We start from the raw sequence: 20,068 nt of genomic DNA on the forward strand, positions 1-20,068 counted from the left end.
CTCGTGCCCGAGCCCGTGACCACCGACTTCTACGCGCTGGAGGACCTCCTCACCCCCGAGGAGGTCGACGTCCGCGACCGTGTGCGCACGTGGTGCGACACGGAGGTCCTGCCGAGGATCAACGACTACTGGGAGCGCGCGGAGTTCCCGTTCGAGCTGGTGCCCGGGTTCGCCGAGCTGGGCATCGCCGGCGGCACCATCGAGGGCTACGGGTCGCCGGGGATGAGCGCGGTCTCCGCCGGGCTGGTGGCCGCCGAGCTGGCCCGCGCCGACGGCAGCATCGGCACCTTCAACGGCGTGCACAGCTTCCTGGCCATGCAGTCGATCGCGCTGCTGGGTTCGGAGGAGCAGCGCGAGCGGTTCCTCCCGCCGATGGCCCGGATGGAGGAGATCGGCGCGTTCGGGCTCACCGAGCCCTCCCACGGCTCGGACGCCGTCGCCCTGGAGACCAGCGCCCGCCGCGACGGCGACTCCTACGTCCTCGACGGCGCGAAGAAGTGGATCGGCAACGGCACCATCGCCGACCACGTCATCGTCTGGGCCCGCGGCGAGGACGGGCAGGTCGGCGGCTACGTCGTCGAGAAGGGCACCCCCGGGTTCACCGCCCGCAGGATGACCGGCAAGACGGCGCTGCGGGCGGTGTGGCAGGCCGAGATCACCCTCGAGGGCGCCCGGGTGCCGGCGGAGAACAAGCTGGCGAACTGCCGGTCGTTCAAGGACGTCTCCACGATCCTCGACCGCACGCGCTACACGGTGGCCTGGCGCGCCCTGGGCCTGGCCACCGGCGCCTACGAGCTCGCGCTGGCGCACTGCCTGCGGCGGGAGCAGTTCGGCCAGCCGATCGCCGGCTACCAGCTGGTGCAGGAGAAGCTCGCGCGGATGCTCGCCGAGATCACCGGCATGCAGTTGATGTGCTGGCGGCTGTCGAGCCTGGCCGACGCCGGCCGGATGACCGCGGCGATGGCGTCGCTGGCCAAGCGGCACTGCTGCGCGACCGCGCGGCAGATCGCGGCCGACGCCCGCGACCTGTTCGGCGGAGACGGGATCCTGCTCGAGCACCACATCGCCCGGCACCACGCCGACATCGAGGCGATCTACACCTTCGAGGGCACCGACCACGTGCAGGCGCTGATCGTCGGCCGGGAGATCACCGGCCTGTCGGCCATCACCGGCCGCCGCCGCTGAGGATCCCGGCCGCGCCGCCGGGCTGTCGGCCCCCGCCGCTCAGCCGGCCTGCCGCAGCGGCGCGGTGAGCGCCAGCCCGGAGAGGCGGCGGCACTCGGGGCAGCCGGTGCCTCCGGCACCGACGCGCTCCCACTGCTGGGACCCCCGGACCTGGACGATGGCGCCGCACAGGGCCAGTTCCACCTCCCCGTCGAGCTCGGCGGAGGGGCGGTGGGACTCGACGGCGTGCCACGGGTGGCCGTCTGCGGCCGGATGCCCCCGCGACCACCGGTCAGGCCGGGCGACCCCGACCGCGTAGGACTCCACGCGTCCAGTGTGCCCTCCGCCACAGTCGGCGAACCACACCTGATCAGGGGACACGGAACCGTCCGCGGCGGTGCTGCCGACCCTCGACGGGGTAGGTCACCGGGCCCGATCCCCCCGCCAGGAGGCACCCCGTGACCCAGACCGAACGCGACGTGGTGGAACTGCTCAGCGCCGACCACCGCGAGTTCGACCGCATCTTCACCGAGCTGGAGGGGCTGCTCGGCCGGACCGGTGAGGACGAGCTGGCCCGCAAGCGCGCGCTCGTCGACGAGGTCAGCATCGGCCTGGTCAAGCACTCCGTCGCCGAGGAGACGCAGGTCTACCCGCGGGTGCAGGCGGAGGTCGACGCCGAGGAGGCCGAGCACGCCAAGCACGACCACGCGCAGGCAGAGGAGACGATGAAGCGCCTCGAGCGCCTGGACCCCTCCGACGAGCAGTACGACACGGAGATCCGGACGCTGGTCCACGAGATCCGCTCGCACGTCGAGCACGAGGAGGGGCGGATGTTCACCGAGCTCAAGGCGCAGTTCACCCACGACCAGCTGGTGGAGATGGCCCGTCAGGTCGAGCGGATCAAGGCGATCGCGCCGACCCGGCCGCACCCGATGGTGCCCAACGAGGGCGGCATCCGGACGGCGCTCGGCCCGGTCGCGGCGCTGGTCGACCACCTGCGCGACGCCGTCAGCGGGCGGGGCAAGCAGGACACCTGACCGGCCCGGGCGGCGCGGACCGCCGCCGTCCGGGAGGCTCCCGGCGCCGCCTCGGCACCTCCGCTGCCCTGCCGGCGTTACCGTCGACAGGGCAGCGGAGCGGGAGGAGCTCGGACGGTGGAACCAGTCAGCCTGGTGATCGGCGCGGCACTGCTGGCCGTCGGGTTCGTGGCCGGCCGGCTCGGGCGGCGCCGTCCCGCGGGACCGCCGCCGAACCCCACCCCGCTGTGCGGCTGCGGGCACACCCTGAGCCAGCACGACACCGGCACCAACACCTGCTACGCCGAGCTGCGCCGTGACACCTACGACAAGCGCGGCCGCTGGTCCGGGCACTCGTGGGTGCCCTGCACCTGCCGGCAGTACGTCGGCCCGCGTCCGATCGACGAGGTCTTCGTCCCCCGGGTCCTGCCGCCCACCGACTGACGGACGGCCCGCCGCACCGTCCGGGTGCCGACAGCGGGAGACGACGTCTCCTGCGGCCTGCCTGCAGGGTCCCGCCGCCAGCCGCCGAGCGGTGGGGTCAGCGGGGTCGGTCGGCGAGGTCGGTGAGCGCGCCGACCAGCGCGGTGACCCGCTCGGCGCCCATCTCGCCGGCCAGCGCCGACTCGTGCGCCCGCACCAGCGCCTCGAGCCGCGCCAGCCGGGCGCGGCCGCGGTCGGAGAGGTGCACGCGCACCCGCCGCCCGTCGCCGGGGTCGGGCAGGCGGTAGGCCAGGGCGGCGTCGACCAGGCCGTCGACCAGACGGGTCGCGGTCGGCGCGGGCAGGCACAGCGCGGATGACAGCTCGCCCATCGAGCACCCGGGTCCGGCGGTCAGCGCGCGCATCACCCGGAAGGTGTCGAGCGTCGCGCCGTCCTCGGCCAGCACGGTGGCGACCCCGCGGGACACCCGGCGCGACACGAGGGCGAGCAGCTCGACGAGCGCGGGCGCGACCGTCGCGTCCACGGCCCCTGCGGCCTCCTGCTCGACCGGCATGGCCGCACCATACTCAGGCGCGTGCCCCGATCGACCGTCCCGATGGACGCCTGGGAGGCCACCCTCACCGGCCGCCCCCGCGACGTCGTCCGCATCGGGTTGGCGGTCCCGCTGTCGGGTCCCCTCGCCCTGACCGCGCCCTCCGCGCTGACCCTCGCCGCGCTCGCCGCGGAGGAGGTCGACGAGGCCGGGGGCGTCCGCGGCCGCCGCGTCGAGCTGGTCACCGTGGACGCCGGGCGCCGTCCCGCCGAGGTGGCCGCCGAGGTCGCCGCGCTGCGGTCGGCCGGCGCCGTCGACGTGGTCGTCGGCTTCTCCACCAGCGACGTGTCCCGCGCCGTGGCCACCACGCTGGCCGGCGGCACCCGGTACGTCTACACCCCGCCGCACGAGGGCGGCCGCGCCGCCCGCGGTGCCCTGCGGATCGGCTCCTCCCCGCTCGACCAGCACGCCGCCGCGCTGGCCTGGTTGGTCCGACACCGCCGCGCCCGCCGCTGGCTGCTGCTCGGCACCGACTACGTCTGGCCGCAGGCGGTGCACCGGTCCGCCCGGACCGTCCTGCGCGACCTCGGTGCCGACGTCGTCGGCGAGCTGCTGGTGCCCTTCGGCCCGACCGACCCCGGTCCGGCCCTCGACCTCGTCCGGAGGACCCGCGCCGACGCCGTCCTGCTCAGCCTGGTCGGCCGCGACCTGGTCGCGTTCAACCGCGCCTTCACCCGCGCCGGCCTCGACCGCCGCGTCGTCCGGCTCTCCGGGGCGCTGGAGGAGAACGGCCTGTACGCCGTCGGCGGCGACGACACCGGCGAGCTGTACGCGTGCATGCCCTCCTTCGCCGCCGCCGCCTCCGACGGCACCACCACGGACGAGGGCCAGCTCGCCCTGCAGGAGCGGCTGGCCTCCTCCGCCGGCCCGACCGCCCCGGTGGTCTGCGCCTACGCGCGCGGCGTCCACGACGGCGTCCGGGTGGCCGCCGGCCTGCTGGCGGGGGACGTCGCGCGCGTCCCGCGGGCGGGGGCGCGGCTGGCCCGCGCCGACGGGCTGGTGCTGCGGGAGGTCGGCTGACCGGGGGTCCTTCCACCTGGAAACAACCGCGGCCTACCCTTCCCCGCGTCCGGCCCCCGAGCCGGCCGAGAGGAGGAGTCGTGAGCGACCCCCGCACCACCTCGTCCGCGCGGACGACGAAGCAGACACCGGGCGGCGCCGCCGGCGCGGTCCCGGCGGCCGGTGCCGCCGGCACGCACGAGTCGGGCGTGGAGGAGTTCGGCTACCGCCAGGAGCTCAAGCGGTCGCTGAGCTTCACCGACCTGCTCGTCTACGGCCTGGTCTTCATGGTGCCGATCGCGCCGTTCGGCATCTTCGGCAGCGTCTTCCAGGGCTCCGGCGGCATGGTCGCCCTCGCCTACGCGATCGGCGGGCTGGCCATGGCGTTCACCGCGGCCTCGTACTCGCAGATGTCGCGCGCCTTCCCGATGGCCGGCTCGGTCTACACCTATGCCGGGCGCGGCATCGCCCAGCCGTTCGGCTTCATCGCCGGCTGGATGATCCTGCTCGACTACGTGCTCATCCCGGCGCTGCTGTACCTCATCGCCGCCATCGCGATGAACTCGATCGTCCCGGCGGTCCCCGTGTGGGTGTGGCTGGTCGGCTTCGTCGTCCTCAACACCGTCGTCAACTACCTCGGCATCGAGTTCACCGCCCGGGTCAACAAGATCATGCTCATCGGAGAGCTCGTCGTGCTGGCCGTCTTCCTCGTCGTCGGCATGGTGGCGCTGGCCTCCGGGGAGGGCCGCGGCTTCGACTTCTCGCCGATCTACAACAGCGACACGTTCTCGCTGGGGCTGGTGTTCGGCGCGGTGTCGATCGCGGTGCTGAGCTTCCTCGGCTTCGACGGCATCTCCACCCTCGCCGAGGAGAACCGCGAGTCCGCGCGCTCGATCGGCAAGGCGATGATCGCCGCCCTGGCGCTGGCCGGGACGCTGTTCATCGTGCAGACCTGGGTCGCGGCGCTGCTGGTGCCCGACCCCGACACCCTGATCGCCGAGGGCGACGCCGCCGGGACGGCGTTCTACGACGCCGCGGCGGTCGCCGGCGGGGCGTGGCTGTCGACGCTCACCGCGGTGGCGACGGCGGTGGCGTGGGGCTTCGCCAACTCGCTGGTGGCCCAGGCGGCCACCTCGCGCCTGCTGTTCGCCATGGCCCGCGACCGCCAGCTGCCCGGCTTCCTGCGCAAGGTCCACCCGACCCGGCGGGTGCCGGTCAACGCCACGCTGCTGGTCGCGGCGGTCTCGCTCGTGCTCGGCCTCTACATGACCAGCCGCGACGACTACGGCGTCCCGACGCTCTCGACGCTGGTCAACTTCGGCGCGCTGACGGCCTTCCTGCTGCTGCACGTGTCGGTGGTCGTGCACTTCGTCGTCCGCCTGCGCAGCCGCAACTGGTGGCTGCACCTGGTCGTGCCGGTCGTCGGCTTCGTGATCCTCTTCTCCGTCATCGTCAACGCCCAGCTCGCCGCCCAGACGGTGGGGCTCATCTGGGCGGCGGTGGGCCTGGTGCTCATGGCCGTCCTGCTGGCCACCGGCCGCAGGCCCGAGATCCGGGCGGAGGAGTCGCTGTGACCGCCTCCCTCGAGGTCGTCTCCCTGGAGCCGACCGCCGACCAGTGGCGCTACTCGTTCGGCGGCGGCGAGCCGCTGCTGACCGTCGCGCCGGGCACCGTGGTCGAGCTGACCACCGAGGACTGCTACGGCGGCGAGGTGCACGGCGTCGACGACCTGCCCAGCCAGGTGTGCGACTTCCCGTTCCTCAACCCGGTCACCGGGCCGATCGCCGTCGAGGGCGCCGCGCCCGGCGACACCCTCGCGGTGCACCTGGTCGACATCGCGCCGGCGCGCGACTGGGCGGTGTCGAGCACGTTCCCGCACTTCGGCGCGCTCACCACCACGCACGCGACGGCGATGCTGCACGACCCGCTCGAGGAGCTCGTCTGGCTCTACGAGGTCGACCGCGACCGCGGCACCTGCCTGTTCCGCCCGCGCCGCGGCGGCCCGGAGGTGGAGCTCCCGCTCGACCCGATGCACGGCACGATCGGCGTCGCCCCGGCGGCCGGGGAGGTGTTCGCCAGCATCACGCCGGGCGCGCACGGCGGGAACATGGACACCCCGGAGATGCGGGCGGGCACGACCGCGTACTTCGGCGTCCACGTGCCCGGCGGGCAGCTGTCGATCGGTGACGGGCACTGCCGGCAGGGCGAGGGCGAGGTCTGCGGGACCGCGGTCGAGGCGGCCATGCGCACGGTCGTCGTCGTCGACCTGGTCAAGGGCGGGGCGCCGGCCTGGCCGCGGCTGGAGACCGACGAGCACCTCATGTCGACCGGCTCGACCCGGCCGCTGGAGGACGCCTACCGGGTCAGCCAGCACGACCTGGTCACCTGGGTCGCGGAGCTGGCCGGCTGGGACCGGCTCGACGCCTACCAGCTGGTCAGCCAGGCCGGGCTCGCGCCGACGGGCAACGTCGTCGACACGAACTACACGATGGTCGCCAAGCTGGCCAAGCGCTTCGTCCCGGGCGCCGCCGCGCACGACGGCGTGCACGAGCGGCTGCGCGAGACGGCCGCCGCCTACCTCGGCCAGCGCTGAGGCCGGGCGCCGGCCCGGCGTCCGGAGGGGACGCCGGGCCGGCCGTCCGACAGTGGCGCTCGAGCTCTGCACCACCGCGTCCCGACGCTGGTCGCGCTGCCCAGTGCTGTGTTGCGGGCCGCGGGGGCGAGGCGCCGGATCCGGGGGCGTGTGTCGCGTCATGGACGGCGTCCGCGGGCGTCCGGGCGGGTAGGGGCGTCCGGTGCACCGCCCCGCCTCGGAGGAGACCTCGTGACCCCGTCCACCGGACGCCCGCCCGGCCGCCGGGCCGCCCTGCTCGCCGCCACCGAGCCGGTGCGGGCCGCCGCCAGCGCGGGCGCGCTCGCGCTGGGCTGGCCGCTGCTGCGCGGCGCCCCGCGCGGTGAGCCGCACGGGGTGCTGGTGCTGCCGGGGCTGCTCGCCTCCGACGTCTCCACGCTCACCCTCCGCCGCTGGCTGCGCGGCCTGGGCTACCCGGTCGTCGGCTGGGAGCTCGGGCGCAACCGCGGCCCGACGAAGGAGATCACCGACGAGCTGCCGCGGCTGCTCGAGCGGCTGGCCGAGCAGCACTCCGGTCCGGTGAGCGTCATCGGGCAGAGCCTCGGCGGCATCTACGCCCGCCGGCTGGCGCTGCGGGTGCCGCGGCTGGTCCGCCAGGTGATCAGCCTGGGCTCCCCGTTCGCGCTCGCCGGCCGCCCCGCCGACGGCACGCCCGGGGCCCGCGCCTACGATAGCTACCGGCACCTGCACGCCGTGCCACGGGGGCGCGGCGACCTCGCCGGGCCCCTCCCGGTGCCGAGCACCGCCGTCTGGTCGCGGTGGGACGGCGTCGTCGACTGGCGGGCCTGCCGGCAGGTGCCGGGTCCGCGCGCGGAGAACGTCGGCGTGCACGCCAGCCACCTCGGCATGGGCCACGACCCGGCGGTGCTCTGGTTGGCGGCCGACCGGCTGGCCCAGACCCGCGAGGGCTGGCAGCCGTTCCGGCCGCCGGCCCGGCTGCGGTTCCTCTACCCGCGCGAGGACGGCGACGCGACCGGCTGACGGCGCCGGGCCCGCAGGACGGCGTCGGCCACGTGCACCGACCCGTGCTCGTGTCCGCGCGCCCGCCGGGGCCGGGTCTCGGCCACCTCGACCGCCCAGTCGGCGGGGTCCAGGGCGGCGGCCATCTGCTCGCCGGTGGCGTACCACTCGGGCAGGCCGGGCCGCTGCACGGCGGCGTGCAGGTCGCTGCCGTCGTGCGCGGTGACCAGCAGCGTGCCGCCGGGCGCGACCGCCGCGGCCAGCGTCCGCAGCACCTCGTCGCGGCGGTCGGGCAGGAAGTGCAGGAACGACGCCGTCACCAGGTCGAAGCGCTCCTCGCCCGGCTCCCAGGCGGTGACGTCGGCCTGCCGGGTCCGCAGCGGCACGCCGGCCGCCGCGGCCGCCGCGGCGGCCCGGTCCAGCGCCGTGCGGGAGACGTCGAGCGCGGTGACGTCCCAGCCGCGCCGGGCCAGCCAGACGGCGTCGCCGCCCTCGCCGGCGCCGGCGTCCAGGGCACGGCCCGGCGGCAGGTCGGCGACCTCGGTGGCCAGCACGTCGTTGACCCGGCCGCTCCAGACGCCGTGCCCGTGCGCTCGGTAGCGCTCCTCCCACCAGGCCTCGCCGAACTCCGGGTCGGTCAGCGCGCGGACCACCTCGACCGCCTGCCGCGTCTCCTCGGCGACCAGGTCGGCGTTGATCGCCGCGCCGGCCCGCACGCCGTCGGCCGCGGCCGCCACCACCTGGGCGGCGAGGTCGGTGACGTTCCCCGCCACCCAGACGCCGGGCACCTCGGTGACGCCCATCGGCCCGGCCTCGACGCGGGTGCCGAGCACGCGCTCGCCCATCGCGAACTCGGTCGCCGCCAGGCCCAGCCCGGCCAGCACGGTCGAGCGGGCCGCCATCCGCGGCGGGACGACGACCGCTGCCCGGGGCACGACCTCGCCGCTCGCCAGCCGGACGCCGGAGAGCCGCCCGCCGTCGGTGTCGAGCGCGGCCACCTCGCCGGGGACCGTCCGGATCCCCCGGGCGGCCAGCTGCTCGGCCTCCTCACCGGGCAGCGTCGTGCCGTGCAGGAAGAGCACGACGTCGGCGGTCCACTGCCGCCACAGCAGCGCGGCGTGCACGGCCGCCGGCCCGGTGGCCAGCACCCCGATCGGCCGGTCGCGCACCTCCCAGCCGTGGCAGTACGGGCAGTGCAGGACGTCGGTACCCCACAGCTCCCGCACGCCCGGCACGTCGGGCAGCTCGTCGGTGAGCCCGGTGGCCACGAGCAGCCGGCGCGCGCCGAGCACCCGGCCGCCGGCCAGCGCCACGGTGAAGGCGCCAGCCCCGCCGCCGACACCGGTCACCCGGTCCTCGACCAGCACGCCGCCGTAGCCGGCGACCTCGGCGCGTCCGGCGGCGAGCAGCTCGGCCGGTGGGGTGCCGTCGCGGCCCAGGTAGTTGTGCATGGCGTGCGCCGGTGCGTTGCGCGGCGTCCCGTCGTCCACCACCGCCACCGACCGCCGCGCCCGGGCCAGGGTCAGCGCCCCGGACAGGCCGGCCGCTCCCCCGCCGACGACCACCACGTCGTACGTCTCGTGCATCGTCTCGTCCATGCCGGAGACGGTCCACCCAACCGTGCCGTCTTGACAATCTCCGTTGCTGGAACGGCAAACTGGTCGGCATGGCCCGCGACGACGCCCCCGATCTCGACGACGTCCTGACCGCGGTCGGCCCCCGGCTGCGGGAGCTGCGCCGCCGCCGCGGGGCGACGCTGACCCAGCTCGCCGAGGACACCGGCATCTCGGTCTCGACGCTGTCGCGGCTGGAGTCGGGGCAGCGCCGGCCCACCCTCGAGCTCCTGCTGCCGCTGGCCCGCGCGCACCAGGTCCCGCTCGACGAGCTGGTCGACGCCCCCGAGACCGGCGACCCGCGGGTCCGGCTGCGGCCGATCACCCGGCACGGCGCGACGTTCATCCCGCTCACCCGGCGCCCCGGCGGGCTGCAGGCCTACAAGCAGGTGCTGCCGCCGCGCTGGGGCAGGGAGCCGAGGGAGCTGAAGTCGCACGAGGGCTACGAGTGGCTCTACGTGCTATCCGGGCGGCTGCGGCTGCTGCTCGGGGACACCGACGTCGTCCTCACCGCGGGCGAGGTCGCCGAGTTCGACACGCACGTGCCGCACTGGATGGGCAACCCCGACGACCGGCCGGCCGAGCTGCTGGCCCTCTACGGCCCGCAGGGCGAGCGGATGCACGTCCGCGCCGCCCCCAGCGCGCGTTAGGGGACGAGGACCAGCCGGACGCCGGCCTCCCCCGACGCCTGCTGCCGCCACGCGTCGGCCACCTCGGTCAGGGGCAGCGTCCGGTGGGCGACGCCGATCCACCCGGCGGCGGCCGACCCGAGGACGGCGTCGAGGGCCGCGCGGCGCCGGTCGGGCGGGAGCGCGTTGTTGGTGTAGCCGAGCACCTCCGCGGAGCGGCTGCGCAGGACGGCGGAGGAGAACGTCGCCTCGTCGCCGGAGGCGCTCCCGAGGTTGACCAGCCGGCCGCCGTCGGCGAGCACCCGCGCGGCTGCGGTCGCCGCCGTCCCGAAGACCGGGTCGACGACGACGTCCACCGAGCCGCCGGTCGCCTCGCGCAGCCGGGCGGTGAGCACGTCGGCGTCGCCGTCGGCCGCGACGACGACGTCGGCGCCGGCGGCCCGGGCCCGCGCCCGCGCCGCCTCCGAGCGGCCCAGCGCCACGACCCGCGAGGCGCCGAGGACGTGCGCCGCGCCGATGGCGGCCTGCCCGACGGCGCCCCCGCCGCCGAGGACGAGGACGCACTCGCCCGGCCGCAGCCGCGCGCGCCAGGTCAGGCACGCCCAGGCGGCCACGGCGGACAGGCCGAGGGCGGCGACCGCGGCGTCGGGCAGGTCGGCGGACAGCGGCACCAGGTCGTCGTCGGCGGCGGCGCAGCGCTGCGCGAGGGCGCCGTCGCCGGGGACCATCCCGGCCGACGTCGCGAACCACACCCGCGTCCCGGCCGGGTGGACGACCGAGTCCTCCACGACGCCGACCCCCTGCACGCCCGGGACGTAGGGCACGGCCGGCGTCCCGAGATAGGAGGTGCCCGAGGCGCAGAGCAGGTCCAGCGGCACGACCGGCGCGGCGGTCACCCGGACCAGGCTGCGGCCGGGCCCTGCCTCCGGGTCGGGGTGCTCGGCGTGCTCGGGGACCGTGCCGGGCCGGCGGACGACGGCGGCGCGCACGTCAGGTGCTGATGTCGGGGTACGGCAGCGAGATGTGCTCCATCGCCTTCCCGTAGGCCCTCTGGTACTCCAGCGGCCCGTGGTCGCGCTCGAACAGCGCGATGAACAGCGTGAGCGTGAGGAACGGGTGGGCGCCCATCTGGAACAGCGTCACGTGGTCGTGCTCGCGCAGCGCCCGCCGCTCGTCCTCGGTGAACTCCAGCCAGGTGCTCCGCTCGGCCGGGGTGCAGTTGAGGACGCGGTTGGCCATCTCGGCCTCCCACCACTGCACCGTGCCGGCGGGGTCCTCGCGGTAGCGCTCGACGAGCTCGGGGTCGCGGTCGACGGTGTAGAGGAACTTGTCCAGCAGGTACCTGCTCACGCCGCGACCACCTCTCCGGGGACGCCGTTCGGGTACCAGGTGAAGTAGGCCTCCATCGTGTGGAACAGGTCGAGGGTGTCCACGTGGTCTGCCTTCGCGCCCTCCCCGGCGACGCCCATCATCAGCATGAAGTCCATGAACCCGTGGGTGGCGTTGCCCGGGGCGTGCAGGGAGTCCAGCGACACCTCGGCCAGGCAGCCCTCGACGTCGCCGGAGGCGATCCACTCCACGGCCCTGCGGTCGAACTCCGGGTCGGGCCCGTGCTCCCCGAACTGCCGCGGGCCGCCCAGCTCCAGCGACAGGTGGCCGGTGCCGATGACGGCCACCCGCTTGTCGGACTCCCAGGACTCGACCATCTCCCGGATGGCCTTCCCGAGCGCCACGAACCGCCGGGGCTGGGGCAGCGGCGGGGCGAAGATGTTGGTGTAGACCGGCACGATCGGCAGGTCGGCCTGCGGGCGCAGCGTGATGATCGGGCACGTGATGCTGTGGTCGATCCGCAGCTCGTTGCTGAACGCCAGGTCGAAGTCGCGGTCCAGGCCGTCGCGCAGCAGGTGCGCGGCCAGGTCCTCCTCGCCGCGCAGGGTCATCCGCGGCAGGCCGAACTCGCGCTCCTCGTTGTAGAAGTTGGCGTCGAAGAAGGGCGCCTTGCCGACGAGGAACTGCGGCATGTTGTCCAGCCACAGCTGGTGGAAGTGGTCGCTGCCGACCATCACCAGCACGTCGGGCTCGGCGCGGGTGAGCGTCTCCCGGAACCGCTCGATCTTGGCCACCCACTCGTCGGCGAACGGCGGCCGGTCGGCGCCCGTCGACGTGCTCGCCCGGTAGTAGAACGGGTGGTGGGTGGACGCGATGACCGCGGCCAGCTCAGCCATGGGTGCCTCCGTCGTCGGTCGAGGGCAGGGGGTCGGGCACGTACGGGTCGGGGGCGACGGACCGGTTGTCCAGGTCCACCGACAGGAAGACGTCGTTGGCCAGGGGATGGCGGATCTCCTCGGCGAGCTGGCCGATCAGCCCGGCGGTGCGGGCCAGCAGCGCGAACCCGCGCAGCAGCTGCAGCGGCAGCCCGAGGTCGGCCAGCGCCGCCCCGCACACGCCGGCGCCGTTGAGCGGCAGCGTCCTCCCGAGCACCTGCGGGTGCACGCGGCCGATCGCGGCGAACAGCGCCAGGTGCGGGCCGGTGAGCCCCTCCTCGGCGGCGATCTGGAACAGCCGCGGGGTGCGCGGGTCGCCGTCCTTGTGCACGTGGTGGCCCAGCCCCGGCACGAACCGGCCTGCGGCGCGCTGCGCGGTGACCGTCTCCAGGGCGAGGGTGTCCCAGCCGGCGTCGTCAGCGGGGAGGGCGTCGGCGGAGGCGAGGACGTCGTGCAGGAACCGGCCGCAGTCCTCGGTGACGCCGAGGAACCGCGAGCCGCCGCCCAGCAGGCCGGCGGCCAGCGCACCCTGCACCGAGTCCGGCGCGGAGAGCCACGTCAGCCGGGTGACGATCGCGGTCGGGGTGAAGCCGTGGTCGGCCAGCGCGGCCAGCACCGCCTCGAACACGCGGGTCTCCCCCGGTGTCGGCCGGCGCTGGGTGGCCAGCCAGAACGCCAGCTCGCCGAAGCCGACGCTGCCCATGACGTCGCGGGCGAGGTCGGTGCCGAGCAGGGTGATCGACTCCCGGCTCGAGGCGCCGAGCGCCGTGGGGTAGTCGGTCACGGCATCTCCCTGCCCTCGGCCAGCCAGCGGCGGATCTCCGCGCCGTGCTCGTCGAGCGCCGGCGGCGGGAGCCGGTAGTCGGCCGCGGTGTCGGAGAAGCGGATCGGGTTGCGGATCGAGGGGATCCCCGCACCGTCCTCCCCCGCGGTGACGACGGGGTCGAGGCCGACCTCCTCGGCGAAGGCCACGCCCTGGTCGACGGTGTTGATCGGCCCGCAGGGGACGCCCGCGGCGATGATCTCCCGGAACCAGTCCATCGTGGAGCGGGTGCGCAGCCGCTCGACCAGCAGCGGGCGCAGCTCCGCGCGGTTGGCCGTGCGGTCCTCGTTGCGCAGGAACCGCGGGTCCTGCGCCAGCTCCGGGACGCCGAGCACCTCGCACAGCTTGCCGAACTGGCCGTCGTTGCCCGCGGTCACGATCAGGTCGCCGTCGGCGCAGGGCAGCGGCTCGTAGGGGAACAGGCTGGGGTGGCTGTTGCCCATCCGGAACGGGACGACGTCGCCGGCCACGTACGCCGACGTCTGGTTCACCATGCCCGACAGGGCGCTGGAGAGCAGGTTGACCTCGACGTGCTGCCCGCGGCCGGTCTCGTGCCGCAGGTGGAGCGCCGACAGGACGCCGATGGTGGCGTGCAGGCCGGCCATCACGTCGAAGACGGCCACGCCGGCGCGGTACGGGTCGCCGCCCGGGTCGCCGGTGAGGCTCATCAGCCCGGAGATGGCCTGCACGATGAGGTCGTAGCCGGGCAGCGACCGCCCACCGGGGCCGCTGCCGAAGCCGCTGATCGAGGCGTAGACGACGCCCGGGTTGGTGGCCGCCACGCTCGCGTGGTCCAGGCCGAAGCGGGCCAGCCCGCCGGGCTTGAAGTTCTCCACCAGCACGTCGGCGCGGCGGGCCAGCTCCCGCGCGGCGGCCAGGTCGGCGTCGTCCTTCAGGTCCAGGGCGACCGACCGCTTGTTGCGGTTGACGCCCAGGTAGTAGGTGGAGACGCCGTCCCGGACGGGGGGCTGCCACGTGCGGGTGTCGTCGCCGCCGGGGCCCTCGACCTTGACCACCTCGGCGCCGAGGTCGGCCAGCAGCATCGTGGCGTAGGGGCCGGCCAGGATCCGCGAGAAGTCGGCGACGAGCAGGCCCGCCAGCGGTCCCCGGGGCGGCGGTGCACCGGCTCCGGCCGGTCCTGACGTCATCGTCGCTCCTCGCGTCGGGTCGACGCGGACACCCGTCCGCCATCGGGGCCGATCCTCGGCACGGTCGTCCTGCGCTGTCAACTGCCCCGCGGGCGGCTTGACAGGTGTCGCAGGTCAGGAGCAGGGTGACGCCGTCCGCGGCGGTGTCCGTTCTGCGGACAACCGTCCGGCAGTGTTGCCGACGTCCGAGGAGAGCCCATGACCGAGCCCGCGCCCCCGGCCCCGCAGGCCGGGCGCCCCGTCGTCCTGCGCGGCGGGACGGTGCTGACCATGGACGACGCCGGCACCGTCCTGCCCGGGGCCGACGTGCTCGTCGTCGGCGACCGGGTCGCGGCCGTGGGGACGTCGCTCGAGGTGCCCGAGGGCACACAGGAGGTCGACGCCACCGACGGCATCGTGATGCCGGGGATGATCGACACCCACCGGCACATGTGGCAGACGGCCATGCGCGGCTACGGCGCCGACTGGACGCTGACCCAGTACTTCGTCTGGTACTACCTCGAGCACGGCCGCCGCTTCCGCCCCGAGGACGTCGCCGCGGGCAACCGGCTGGCCGCCGTCGAGGCGCTGGACTCCGGGGTCACCACCGTCGTCGACTGGTCGCACGGGCTGCAGACGGTTGACCACGCCGAGGCCGCCGTCGACGCGCTGCAGTCGGTGCCCGGCCGGTACGTGCTCGCCTACGGCAACATCCAGGCCGCGCCGTGGGAGTGGACCGCCGACCGGGACGTGCAGGCCTTCCTCGAGCGCCGCCGCACCGGCGCCGGCGACCTGCTCGACCTCCATCTCGCCTTCGACGTCACCGGCGACCCGGCATTCCCTGAGAAGGCGGCCTTCGAGGTGGCCCGCGAGCTCGGCCTGCCGGTGACCACCCACGCCGGCGTCTGGGGCGCGACCAACGACGACGGCATCCGGCTCATGCACGAGCACGGCTTCGCCACGCCGGAGACCGTCTACGTGCACGCCGCCTCCCTCTCGCCGGACAGCTACCACCGCATCGCCGCCACCGGCGGGTCGATCTCGGTGTCGACGGAGTCCGAGCAGAGCGCCGGGCAGGGCTACCCGCCCACCTGGCAGGTGCGCGCCCACGGGATCCCGGTGTCGCTGTCGATGGACACCAGCGTGTGGTGGAGCGGCGACCTGTTCTCCGCGATGCGCACGACGCTGGGCGCCGACCGCTCGCGCGAGCACTTCGAGGCCCACCTCAAGGGCGAGACGGTCACCCAGCTGGCGCTGCGCGCCCAGCACGTCGTCGCGTGGGCCACCCGCGGCGGGGCGACGGCGCTGGGCCGCGACGACCTCGGCCGCCTCGTGCCGGGCGCCAAGGCCGACGTCGTGCTCGTCAAGAACGACGCCTCGCCGGTGTCCTTCCCGCTGCTCAACCCCTACGGCCACATCGCCTTGCAGGCCCAGCGCGGCGACGTGCACACCGTGCTCGTCGACGGGCGGGTCGTGAAGTCCGACCACCGGCTGGTCGGCGTCGACCTCGCCGCGGTCCGGCGCGAGGTGGAGGCCACGGTCGAGCACCTGCGCGCCGACATGGGCGAGGAGGTCTGGGGGTCGGGGATGGACCCGGAGCTGCCGTCCACGGAGGTCCTGGACAACCCGTACCAGTACACCGACTACCGCTCGCAGTCCACGCACGCCGCCCGTGAGGAGGCCTTCGAGCGCCACCTGGCCGGGGAACGCTGAGGAGCGGTCGTGGCCGGACGCGGTGAGGGACCGGACTTCGTCGAGGCGCTGGCCCGCGGCCTCGACGTCCTGACCTGCTTCGGCGCCGACCGCCCGGGCATGACCCTGAGCGAGGTCGCCGCGGCCGCCGGCCTGGCCCGGCCGACCGCGCGACGGCTGCTGCTCACCCTCGAGGAGCTCGGCTACGTCCGCTCGGCCGGCGGGGTGTTCTCGCTGACCCCGCGGGTGCTCTCCCTGGGCATGGCCTACGTCGGGGCGCTGGGCCTGTGGGACGTCGCCCGGCCGCACCTGGAGGGGCTGGTCGCCCGCACCGGGGAGTCCTCGTCGATGGCCCAGCTCGACGGCTCCGACATCGTCTACGTCGCCCGCGTGTCGGTGCCCAAGCTCATCGCGCTGCGCGTCGAGATCGGCACCCGCTTCCCCGCGGCGCAGACGTCCCAGGGCAAGGTGCTGCTCGCCGCGCTGGCGGCCGACGAGCTCGCCGCCACCCTCGCCGAGCCCAGCCGCTCGGGACTGCCGCCCTTCATCGGGCGCATGCCCGAGCAGCTGCGCGACGAGCTGACCGAGGTCCGCGCCCGCGGCTGGGCGCTGGCCGACGAGGAGCTGGCACCGGGCGTCCGCTCGGTCGCCGTCCCGGTGCGGGACGGGACGGGTGCGGTCCGGGCGGCCGCGAACGTCACCGTGCACGCCGCGGAGACCTCCCGGGAGCGGCTGCTCGAGGAGCACCTCCCCCTCCTGCTGCGCACCGCCGGGGAGATCAGCGCCGACTGGACGCGGTGGCAGTCGCGGCCGCACGTCGAGGTCGGCCGGTCGCACCCCGCCGTCTCGCGCACGGCCGGGTGAGGCGCGGCCGGACCGGGTATCCACGGCCGTCATGAGCGGGAAGTCGGCGGAGGACTACGCCAGGGACTACACGGACCCCGAGCTGCGTGAGCGGCTCAAGGAGGAGATCAAGGCCGGGGACAGGGGCGGGCGGCCCGGCCAGTGGAGCGCGCGCAAGAGCCAGCTGCTCACCCACGAGTACGAGGCGCAGGGCGGCGGCTACCGGCACGAGGGCGAGCGCACCGCGAGCCAGCAGCACCTGCAGGAGTGGACCGACCAGGACTGGCGCACCGCCGAGGGCGACGACCGCGCCCGCGGTGCCGACGGGACCAAGCGCTACCTGCCCGACGCGGCGTGGGAGCTGCTCTCCGACGAGGAGAAGCGGGCCACCGACACCCGCAAGCGCGGCTCCGACGAGCAGCACGTGGCCAACACCGACGCGGCCAAGGAGGCCCGCAAGGCCGCCGAGCTGGTCGACGTGAAGGCCACCGAGGCCCGCGCGCGGGTCGAGAAGATGCACGGCGACTCGCAGCTCGACCGCGCCGAGCAGGCCGAGCGCGAGCTCGGGAAGGGCCGCACGACGGTGCTCCGGGCGATCGAGGAGCAACGCACCCACGACTGAGGAGTGGGGGCGGCGATGATCAGGTGACCTGATCATCGCGCGTCCTCCCTCACGGTGGACGGTGAGGGAGGACGCGCTGCGGAGCGGGAGGACCTGCTCCGGTGCGGGAGGACGCACCGCTGCCAGGGACCGCGACGCGCCGTGCAGACCTTGCAACCTTGCACAGACTGCAAGAAGGAGTCACCATGATCCGGTGACCACCGGCCTGCGCGAGCGCAAGAAGCTCGCCACCCGGCTGGCGATCCACCAGGCCGCACTGCAGCTCGTGGCCGAACGGGGCCTCGACGGCGTTTCCGTCGACGACGTCGCCGCGCGGGCCGAGATCTCCCCCCGCACCTTCTTCAACTACTTCCCGTCCAAGGACGACGCCGTCCTCGGGCTCGACCCGGCCACGGCCGACCGGGTCGCCCAGGGGCTGGCCGCACGTCCCGCCGACGAGTCGCCCCTGGCCGCCCTGCGCGCCGTCCAGCTCGAGGAGGCCGCCGCGATGGCCGCCGAGCCCGAGGGGCTGTGGCCGCTGCGGCTGCGGGTCATCGAGGCGCACCCGGTGCTCGTCGCCCGGCTGCACGCGACCTTCGGGCGGTCGGAGCGGGCGCTCGCCGAGGCCGTCGCCGCCCGTACCGGCACGCACGTCGACGCCGACGTCTACCCGACCCTGCTGGCCGCCGTCGCCGGCGCCGCGATGCGCACCGCACTGCACCGGTGGCTGGCCGGCGACTTCACCGTGCCGCTCCCCCGCCTCGTCGACGAGACCTGGGACGCACTCGCCGCCGGGCTGCCCGCCCCGCGCACCTGATCCCCCCCGAGCGGCCGGCGCCGTCCGCTCCCCCGGTGCCGCGCGCCCGCGGCACCACCGCTGAACGACCCCTGGAGACCCCGTGCACGCCCCGCCTCCCGACCGCTCCGTCCCGCCGATCGTCCTCACCCGGCGGCGGGTCAACGTCATCTTCGGCGCCCTGCTCGCCGGCATGCTCATGTCGAGCCTGGACCAGACGATCGTGTCGACGGCGATGCCGACCATCGTCGGCGACCTCGGCGGCGTCTCGCACATGGCGTGGACGACGACGGCCTACCTGCTGGCCACCACGCTGGTCATGCCGGTCTACGGCAAGTTCGGCGACATCTGGGGCCGCCGCACGCTCTTCCTGGTCGCCATCGGCCTGTTCACGGTCGCCAGCCTGGGCGCCGCGACGGCGCCGGACTTCACCTGGTTCGTCGTCTGGCGCGGGGTGCAGGGCCTCGGCGGTGGCGGGCTGATGATCCTCTCCCAGGCGATCATCGCCGACGTCGTCCCGGCCACGGAGCGGGCCCGGTACATGGGCCCGATCGGTGCGCTCTTCGGCCTCTCGGCGGTCGCCGGGCCGCTGGTCGGCGGGTTCTTCACCGACCACGCGTCGCTGGGCTGGCAGTGGTGCTTCTGGATCAACATCCCGGTCGGCCTGGCCGCGTTCGTCATCGGCTGGTCCGCGCTCACGCTGCCGCGCCGGCGCAACGCCGGGCGGCTCGACCTCGCCGGCATCGCCGTCCTGTCGGTGGCGACGACGTCGCTGGTGCTGTTCACCGACTTCGGCGGCCGCGACGGCTGGACCGACCCGGCCACCCTGGCCCTGGTGGCACTCTTCGCCGTCGCGGCGGCCGCCTTCGTCGCCGTCGAGCTGCGCGCCGAGCAGCCGATCATCCCGATGGGCCTGTTCCGCAACCGCACCTTCGTCGTCACCACCGCGCTCGGCGCGGCCGTGGGCCTGGGCATGTTCTCCGCGATCGCCTTCATGCCGACGTTCCTGCAGATGGCCTCCGGGCTGTCGGCCGCCAACTCCGGCCTGCTGATGACGCCGATGGTCGCCGGGATCATCGTCACCATCCAGGGCTCGGCCTCGTCGATCGCGCGCACCGGCCGCTACAAGGCCTTCGTGGTGGCCGGCGTGCTCGTCATCGCCGCCACCATGACCTGGATGACGACGCTGTCGGGCGGCACCTCACTGTGGGTGGTCGGCGGCATGTTCTTCTGCCTCGGCGCCGGGCTCGGGCTGGTCATGCAGAACGTCGTCCTCGCCGCGCAGAACGCGGTGTCGGCGCACGACATCGGCTCGGCGACGGCGACCAACAACTACTTCCGCGAGGTCGGCGCCACCCTCGGCGTCGCCGTCTTCGGGACGCTGTTCACCAGCCGGCTGGCCGACAACCTCACCGGCGCCCTGTCGGCCAACGCCGAGCAGGCGGTCGGGGCGGGCATCACCTCACCGGACACGCTGGTGCCCGCGGCCGTCGACGCCGCCGGGGAGCCGCTGCGGACGGCGATCGTCGACGCCTACGCCGACGCCCTGGCGCCGGTGTTCGGCTACCTGCTGCCCTTCCTCGCCGTCGCGCTGGTGCTGGCGCTCGTGCTCCGCGAGCTCCCGCTGTCCGACGTCGCCGGCATGGTCGCCCGCGGCGAGGCGGTGGAGTCCGAGGAGGCGCTCGCCGCGCCGCCCTCGTCCGGCACGCACGCCGCCGTCCCCGCGCCCGAGCCCACGCCGGCCGACGGGCGCGACGACCGAGACGGCGACCGGGACGACGACGCGCTGCGCGTCTGACCCGATCGCCGCACCCCGGTGGCCCAGGACGCGCGCGGTCCTGGGCCACCGGCGTCCCGGGGTCCCGGAGGGAGC

At 75.0% G+C, this 20,068-nt stretch carries 21 protein-coding genes; 13 read left to right on the forward strand and 8 right to left on the reverse strand.

Features of this window, described 5'->3' with window-relative positions; genetic code table 11:
• Nucleotides 1–3: 3 nt before the first annotated feature.
• Nucleotides 4–1,185, forward strand: coding sequence for an acyl-CoA dehydrogenase family protein (locus ACWIZO_RS25185; protein ID WP_448640310.1), 1,182 nt, complete (start codon nucleotides 4–6; stop codon nucleotides 1,183–1,185).
• A gap of 39 nt (nucleotides 1,186–1,224) precedes the next feature.
• On the opposite strand, the gene ACWIZO_RS25190 is transcribed toward ACWIZO_RS25185, so the two are convergent.
• Nucleotides 1,225–1,491, reverse strand: a complete 267-nt coding sequence (locus ACWIZO_RS25190) for a hypothetical protein (protein WP_448640311.1) — start codon at nucleotides 1,489–1,491, stop codon at nucleotides 1,225–1,227.
• Nucleotides 1,492–1,622: 131 nt separating this feature from the next.
• On the opposite strand from ACWIZO_RS25190, the gene ACWIZO_RS25195 reads away from it, so the two are divergent.
• Nucleotides 1,623–2,201, forward strand: coding sequence for a hemerythrin domain-containing protein (locus tag ACWIZO_RS25195; protein ID WP_448640312.1), 579 nt, complete (start codon nucleotides 1,623–1,625; stop codon nucleotides 2,199–2,201).
• A gap of 117 nt (nucleotides 2,202–2,318) precedes the next feature.
• Nucleotides 2,319–2,624, forward strand: a complete 306-nt coding sequence (locus ACWIZO_RS25200) for a hypothetical protein (RefSeq protein WP_448640313.1) — start codon at nucleotides 2,319–2,321, stop codon at nucleotides 2,622–2,624.
• A gap of 97 nt (nucleotides 2,625–2,721) precedes the next feature.
• On the opposite strand, the gene ACWIZO_RS25205 is transcribed toward ACWIZO_RS25200, so the two are convergent.
• Nucleotides 2,722–3,177, reverse strand: coding sequence for a MarR family winged helix-turn-helix transcriptional regulator (locus tag ACWIZO_RS25205; RefSeq protein WP_448640314.1), 456 nt, complete (start codon nucleotides 3,175–3,177; stop codon nucleotides 2,722–2,724).
• A gap of 21 nt (nucleotides 3,178–3,198) precedes the next feature.
• Between ACWIZO_RS25205 and ACWIZO_RS25210 the strand changes: the two genes are divergently transcribed.
• The 4 genes from ACWIZO_RS25210 to ACWIZO_RS25225 all read left to right on the forward strand — a co-directional run bounded on the left by ACWIZO_RS25210 (nucleotide 3,199) and on the right by ACWIZO_RS25225 (nucleotide 7,828).
• Nucleotides 3,199–4,236, forward strand: a complete 1,038-nt coding sequence (locus ACWIZO_RS25210; RefSeq protein ID WP_448640315.1) for an ABC transporter substrate-binding protein — start codon at nucleotides 3,199–3,201, stop codon at nucleotides 4,234–4,236.
• A gap of 80 nt (nucleotides 4,237–4,316) precedes the next feature.
• Nucleotides 4,317–5,789: an APC family permease gene (locus ACWIZO_RS25215; protein ID WP_448640316.1), complete on the forward strand. Its 1,473-nt coding sequence runs from the start codon at nucleotides 4,317–4,319 to the stop codon at nucleotides 5,787–5,789.
• On the forward strand, nucleotides 5,786–6,808 hold the full coding sequence (locus tag ACWIZO_RS25220; protein ID WP_448640317.1) for an acetamidase/formamidase family protein: 1,023 nt from the start codon (nucleotides 5,786–5,788) through the stop codon (nucleotides 6,806–6,808). Before ACWIZO_RS25215 ends, ACWIZO_RS25220 begins: the two co-directional genes overlap by 4 nt.
• A 231-nt stretch (nucleotides 6,809–7,039) precedes the next feature.
• Entirely contained in the window at nucleotides 7,040–7,828 is a 789-nt protein-coding gene (locus ACWIZO_RS25225; RefSeq protein ID WP_448640318.1) for an esterase/lipase family protein, read from the forward strand.
• On the opposite strand, the gene ACWIZO_RS25230 is transcribed toward ACWIZO_RS25225, so the two are convergent.
• Nucleotides 7,795–9,405: a methyltransferase domain-containing protein gene (locus ACWIZO_RS25230; RefSeq protein WP_448640319.1), complete on the reverse strand. Its 1,611-nt coding sequence runs from the start codon at nucleotides 9,403–9,405 to the stop codon at nucleotides 7,795–7,797. The genes ACWIZO_RS25225 and ACWIZO_RS25230 overlap by 34 nt on opposite strands.
• Before the next feature lie 68 nt (nucleotides 9,406–9,473).
• On the opposite strand from ACWIZO_RS25230, the gene ACWIZO_RS25235 reads away from it, so the two are divergent.
• Nucleotides 9,474–10,070 (forward strand): helix-turn-helix domain-containing protein, encoded by a 597-nt coding sequence (locus ACWIZO_RS25235; RefSeq protein ID WP_448640320.1) that lies wholly within the window; start codon nucleotides 9,474–9,476, stop codon nucleotides 10,068–10,070.
• Here ACWIZO_RS25235 and ACWIZO_RS25240 read toward each other — a convergent pair.
• From ACWIZO_RS25240 to ACWIZO_RS25260, 5 genes are read right to left on the reverse strand one after another with little or no spacing between them, the layout of a single operon-like run.
• Nucleotides 10,067–11,038, reverse strand: a complete 972-nt coding sequence (locus ACWIZO_RS25240; RefSeq protein ID WP_448640321.1) for a zinc-binding dehydrogenase — start codon at nucleotides 11,036–11,038, stop codon at nucleotides 10,067–10,069. The genes ACWIZO_RS25235 and ACWIZO_RS25240 overlap by 4 nt on opposite strands.
• A 1-nt stretch (nucleotide 11,039) precedes the next feature.
• Nucleotides 11,040–11,399 (reverse strand): hypothetical protein, encoded by a 360-nt coding sequence (locus ACWIZO_RS25245; RefSeq protein WP_448640322.1) that lies wholly within the window; start codon nucleotides 11,397–11,399, stop codon nucleotides 11,040–11,042.
• Complete coding sequence (locus ACWIZO_RS25250; protein ID WP_448640323.1) at nucleotides 11,396–12,274, reverse strand: DODA-type extradiol aromatic ring-opening family dioxygenase; 879 nt, start codon at nucleotides 12,272–12,274, stop codon at nucleotides 11,396–11,398. The genes ACWIZO_RS25245 and ACWIZO_RS25250 overlap by 4 nt, the downstream gene beginning before the upstream one ends.
• Nucleotides 12,267–13,097 carry a citryl-CoA lyase gene (locus tag ACWIZO_RS25255; RefSeq protein ID WP_448640324.1) on the reverse strand — a complete coding sequence of 277 codons (831 nt, stop codon included), beginning with the start codon at nucleotides 13,095–13,097 and terminating at the stop codon, nucleotides 12,267–12,269. Before ACWIZO_RS25255 ends, ACWIZO_RS25250 begins: the two co-directional genes overlap by 8 nt.
• The gene (locus ACWIZO_RS25260; protein WP_448640325.1) at nucleotides 13,094–14,284 is read right to left on the reverse strand and encodes a CaiB/BaiF CoA transferase family protein; all 1,191 of its coding nucleotides are present in this window, start codon (nucleotides 14,282–14,284) and stop codon (nucleotides 13,094–13,096) included. Before ACWIZO_RS25260 ends, ACWIZO_RS25255 begins: the two co-directional genes overlap by 4 nt.
• A 198-nt stretch (nucleotides 14,285–14,482) precedes the next feature.
• Between ACWIZO_RS25260 and ACWIZO_RS25265 the strand changes: the two genes are divergently transcribed.
• The 5 genes from ACWIZO_RS25265 (at nucleotide 14,483) to ACWIZO_RS25285 (ending at nucleotide 19,993) form a co-directional block, all read left to right on the forward strand.
• Nucleotides 14,483–15,976 (forward strand): amidohydrolase family protein, encoded by a 1,494-nt coding sequence (locus ACWIZO_RS25265; protein WP_448640326.1) that lies wholly within the window; start codon nucleotides 14,483–14,485, stop codon nucleotides 15,974–15,976.
• A gap of 9 nt (nucleotides 15,977–15,985) precedes the next feature.
• Nucleotides 15,986–16,819 (forward strand): IclR family transcriptional regulator domain-containing protein, encoded by an 834-nt coding sequence (locus ACWIZO_RS25270; protein ID WP_448640327.1) that lies wholly within the window; start codon nucleotides 15,986–15,988, stop codon nucleotides 16,817–16,819.
• Between the two features lie 31 nt (nucleotides 16,820–16,850).
• Nucleotides 16,851–17,420 (forward strand): hypothetical protein, encoded by a 570-nt coding sequence (locus tag ACWIZO_RS25275; protein ID WP_448640328.1) that lies wholly within the window; start codon nucleotides 16,851–16,853, stop codon nucleotides 17,418–17,420.
• Between the two features lie 193 nt (nucleotides 17,421–17,613).
• A complete protein-coding gene (locus tag ACWIZO_RS25280) occupies nucleotides 17,614–18,216 on the forward strand; it encodes an acyl-CoA-like ligand-binding transcription factor (RefSeq protein WP_448640329.1) in 603 nt (200 codons plus the stop codon).
• 82 nt (nucleotides 18,217–18,298) lie between these two features.
• Nucleotides 18,299–19,993 carry an MDR family MFS transporter gene (locus ACWIZO_RS25285; protein WP_448640330.1) on the forward strand — a complete coding sequence of 565 codons (1,695 nt, stop codon included), beginning with the start codon at nucleotides 18,299–18,301 and terminating at the stop codon, nucleotides 19,991–19,993.
• Nucleotides 19,994–20,068 lie beyond the last annotated feature (75 nt).

This window comes from Geodermatophilus sp. URMC 63 (assembly GCF_053502565.1).

What these genes read in the sequence shown, in the direction of transcription:
- ACWIZO_RS25250 (WP_448640323.1), bottom strand. Translation starts at nt 12,274, where the DNA reads ATGGCTGAGCTGGCCGCGGTCATCGCGTCCACCCACCACCCGTTCTAC.
- ACWIZO_RS25275 (WP_448640328.1), top strand. Translation starts at nt 16,851, where the DNA reads ATGAGCGGGAAGTCGGCGGAGGACTACGCCAGGGACTACACGGACCCC.
- ACWIZO_RS25260 (WP_448640325.1), bottom strand. Translation starts at nt 14,284, where the DNA reads ATGACGTCAGGACCGGCCGGAGCCGGTGCACCGCCGCCCCGGGGACCG.
- ACWIZO_RS25265 (WP_448640326.1), top strand. Translation starts at nt 14,483, where the DNA reads ATGACCGAGCCCGCGCCCCCGGCCCCGCAGGCCGGGCGCCCCGTCGTC.
- ACWIZO_RS25230 (WP_448640319.1), bottom strand. Translation starts at nt 9,405, where the DNA reads ATGGACGAGACGATGCACGAGACGTACGACGTGGTGGTCGTCGGCGGG.
- ACWIZO_RS25235 (WP_448640320.1), top strand. Translation starts at nt 9,474, where the DNA reads ATGGCCCGCGACGACGCCCCCGATCTCGACGACGTCCTGACCGCGGTC.
- ACWIZO_RS25205 (WP_448640314.1), bottom strand. Translation starts at nt 3,177, where the DNA reads ATGCCGGTCGAGCAGGAGGCCGCAGGGGCCGTGGACGCGACGGTCGCG.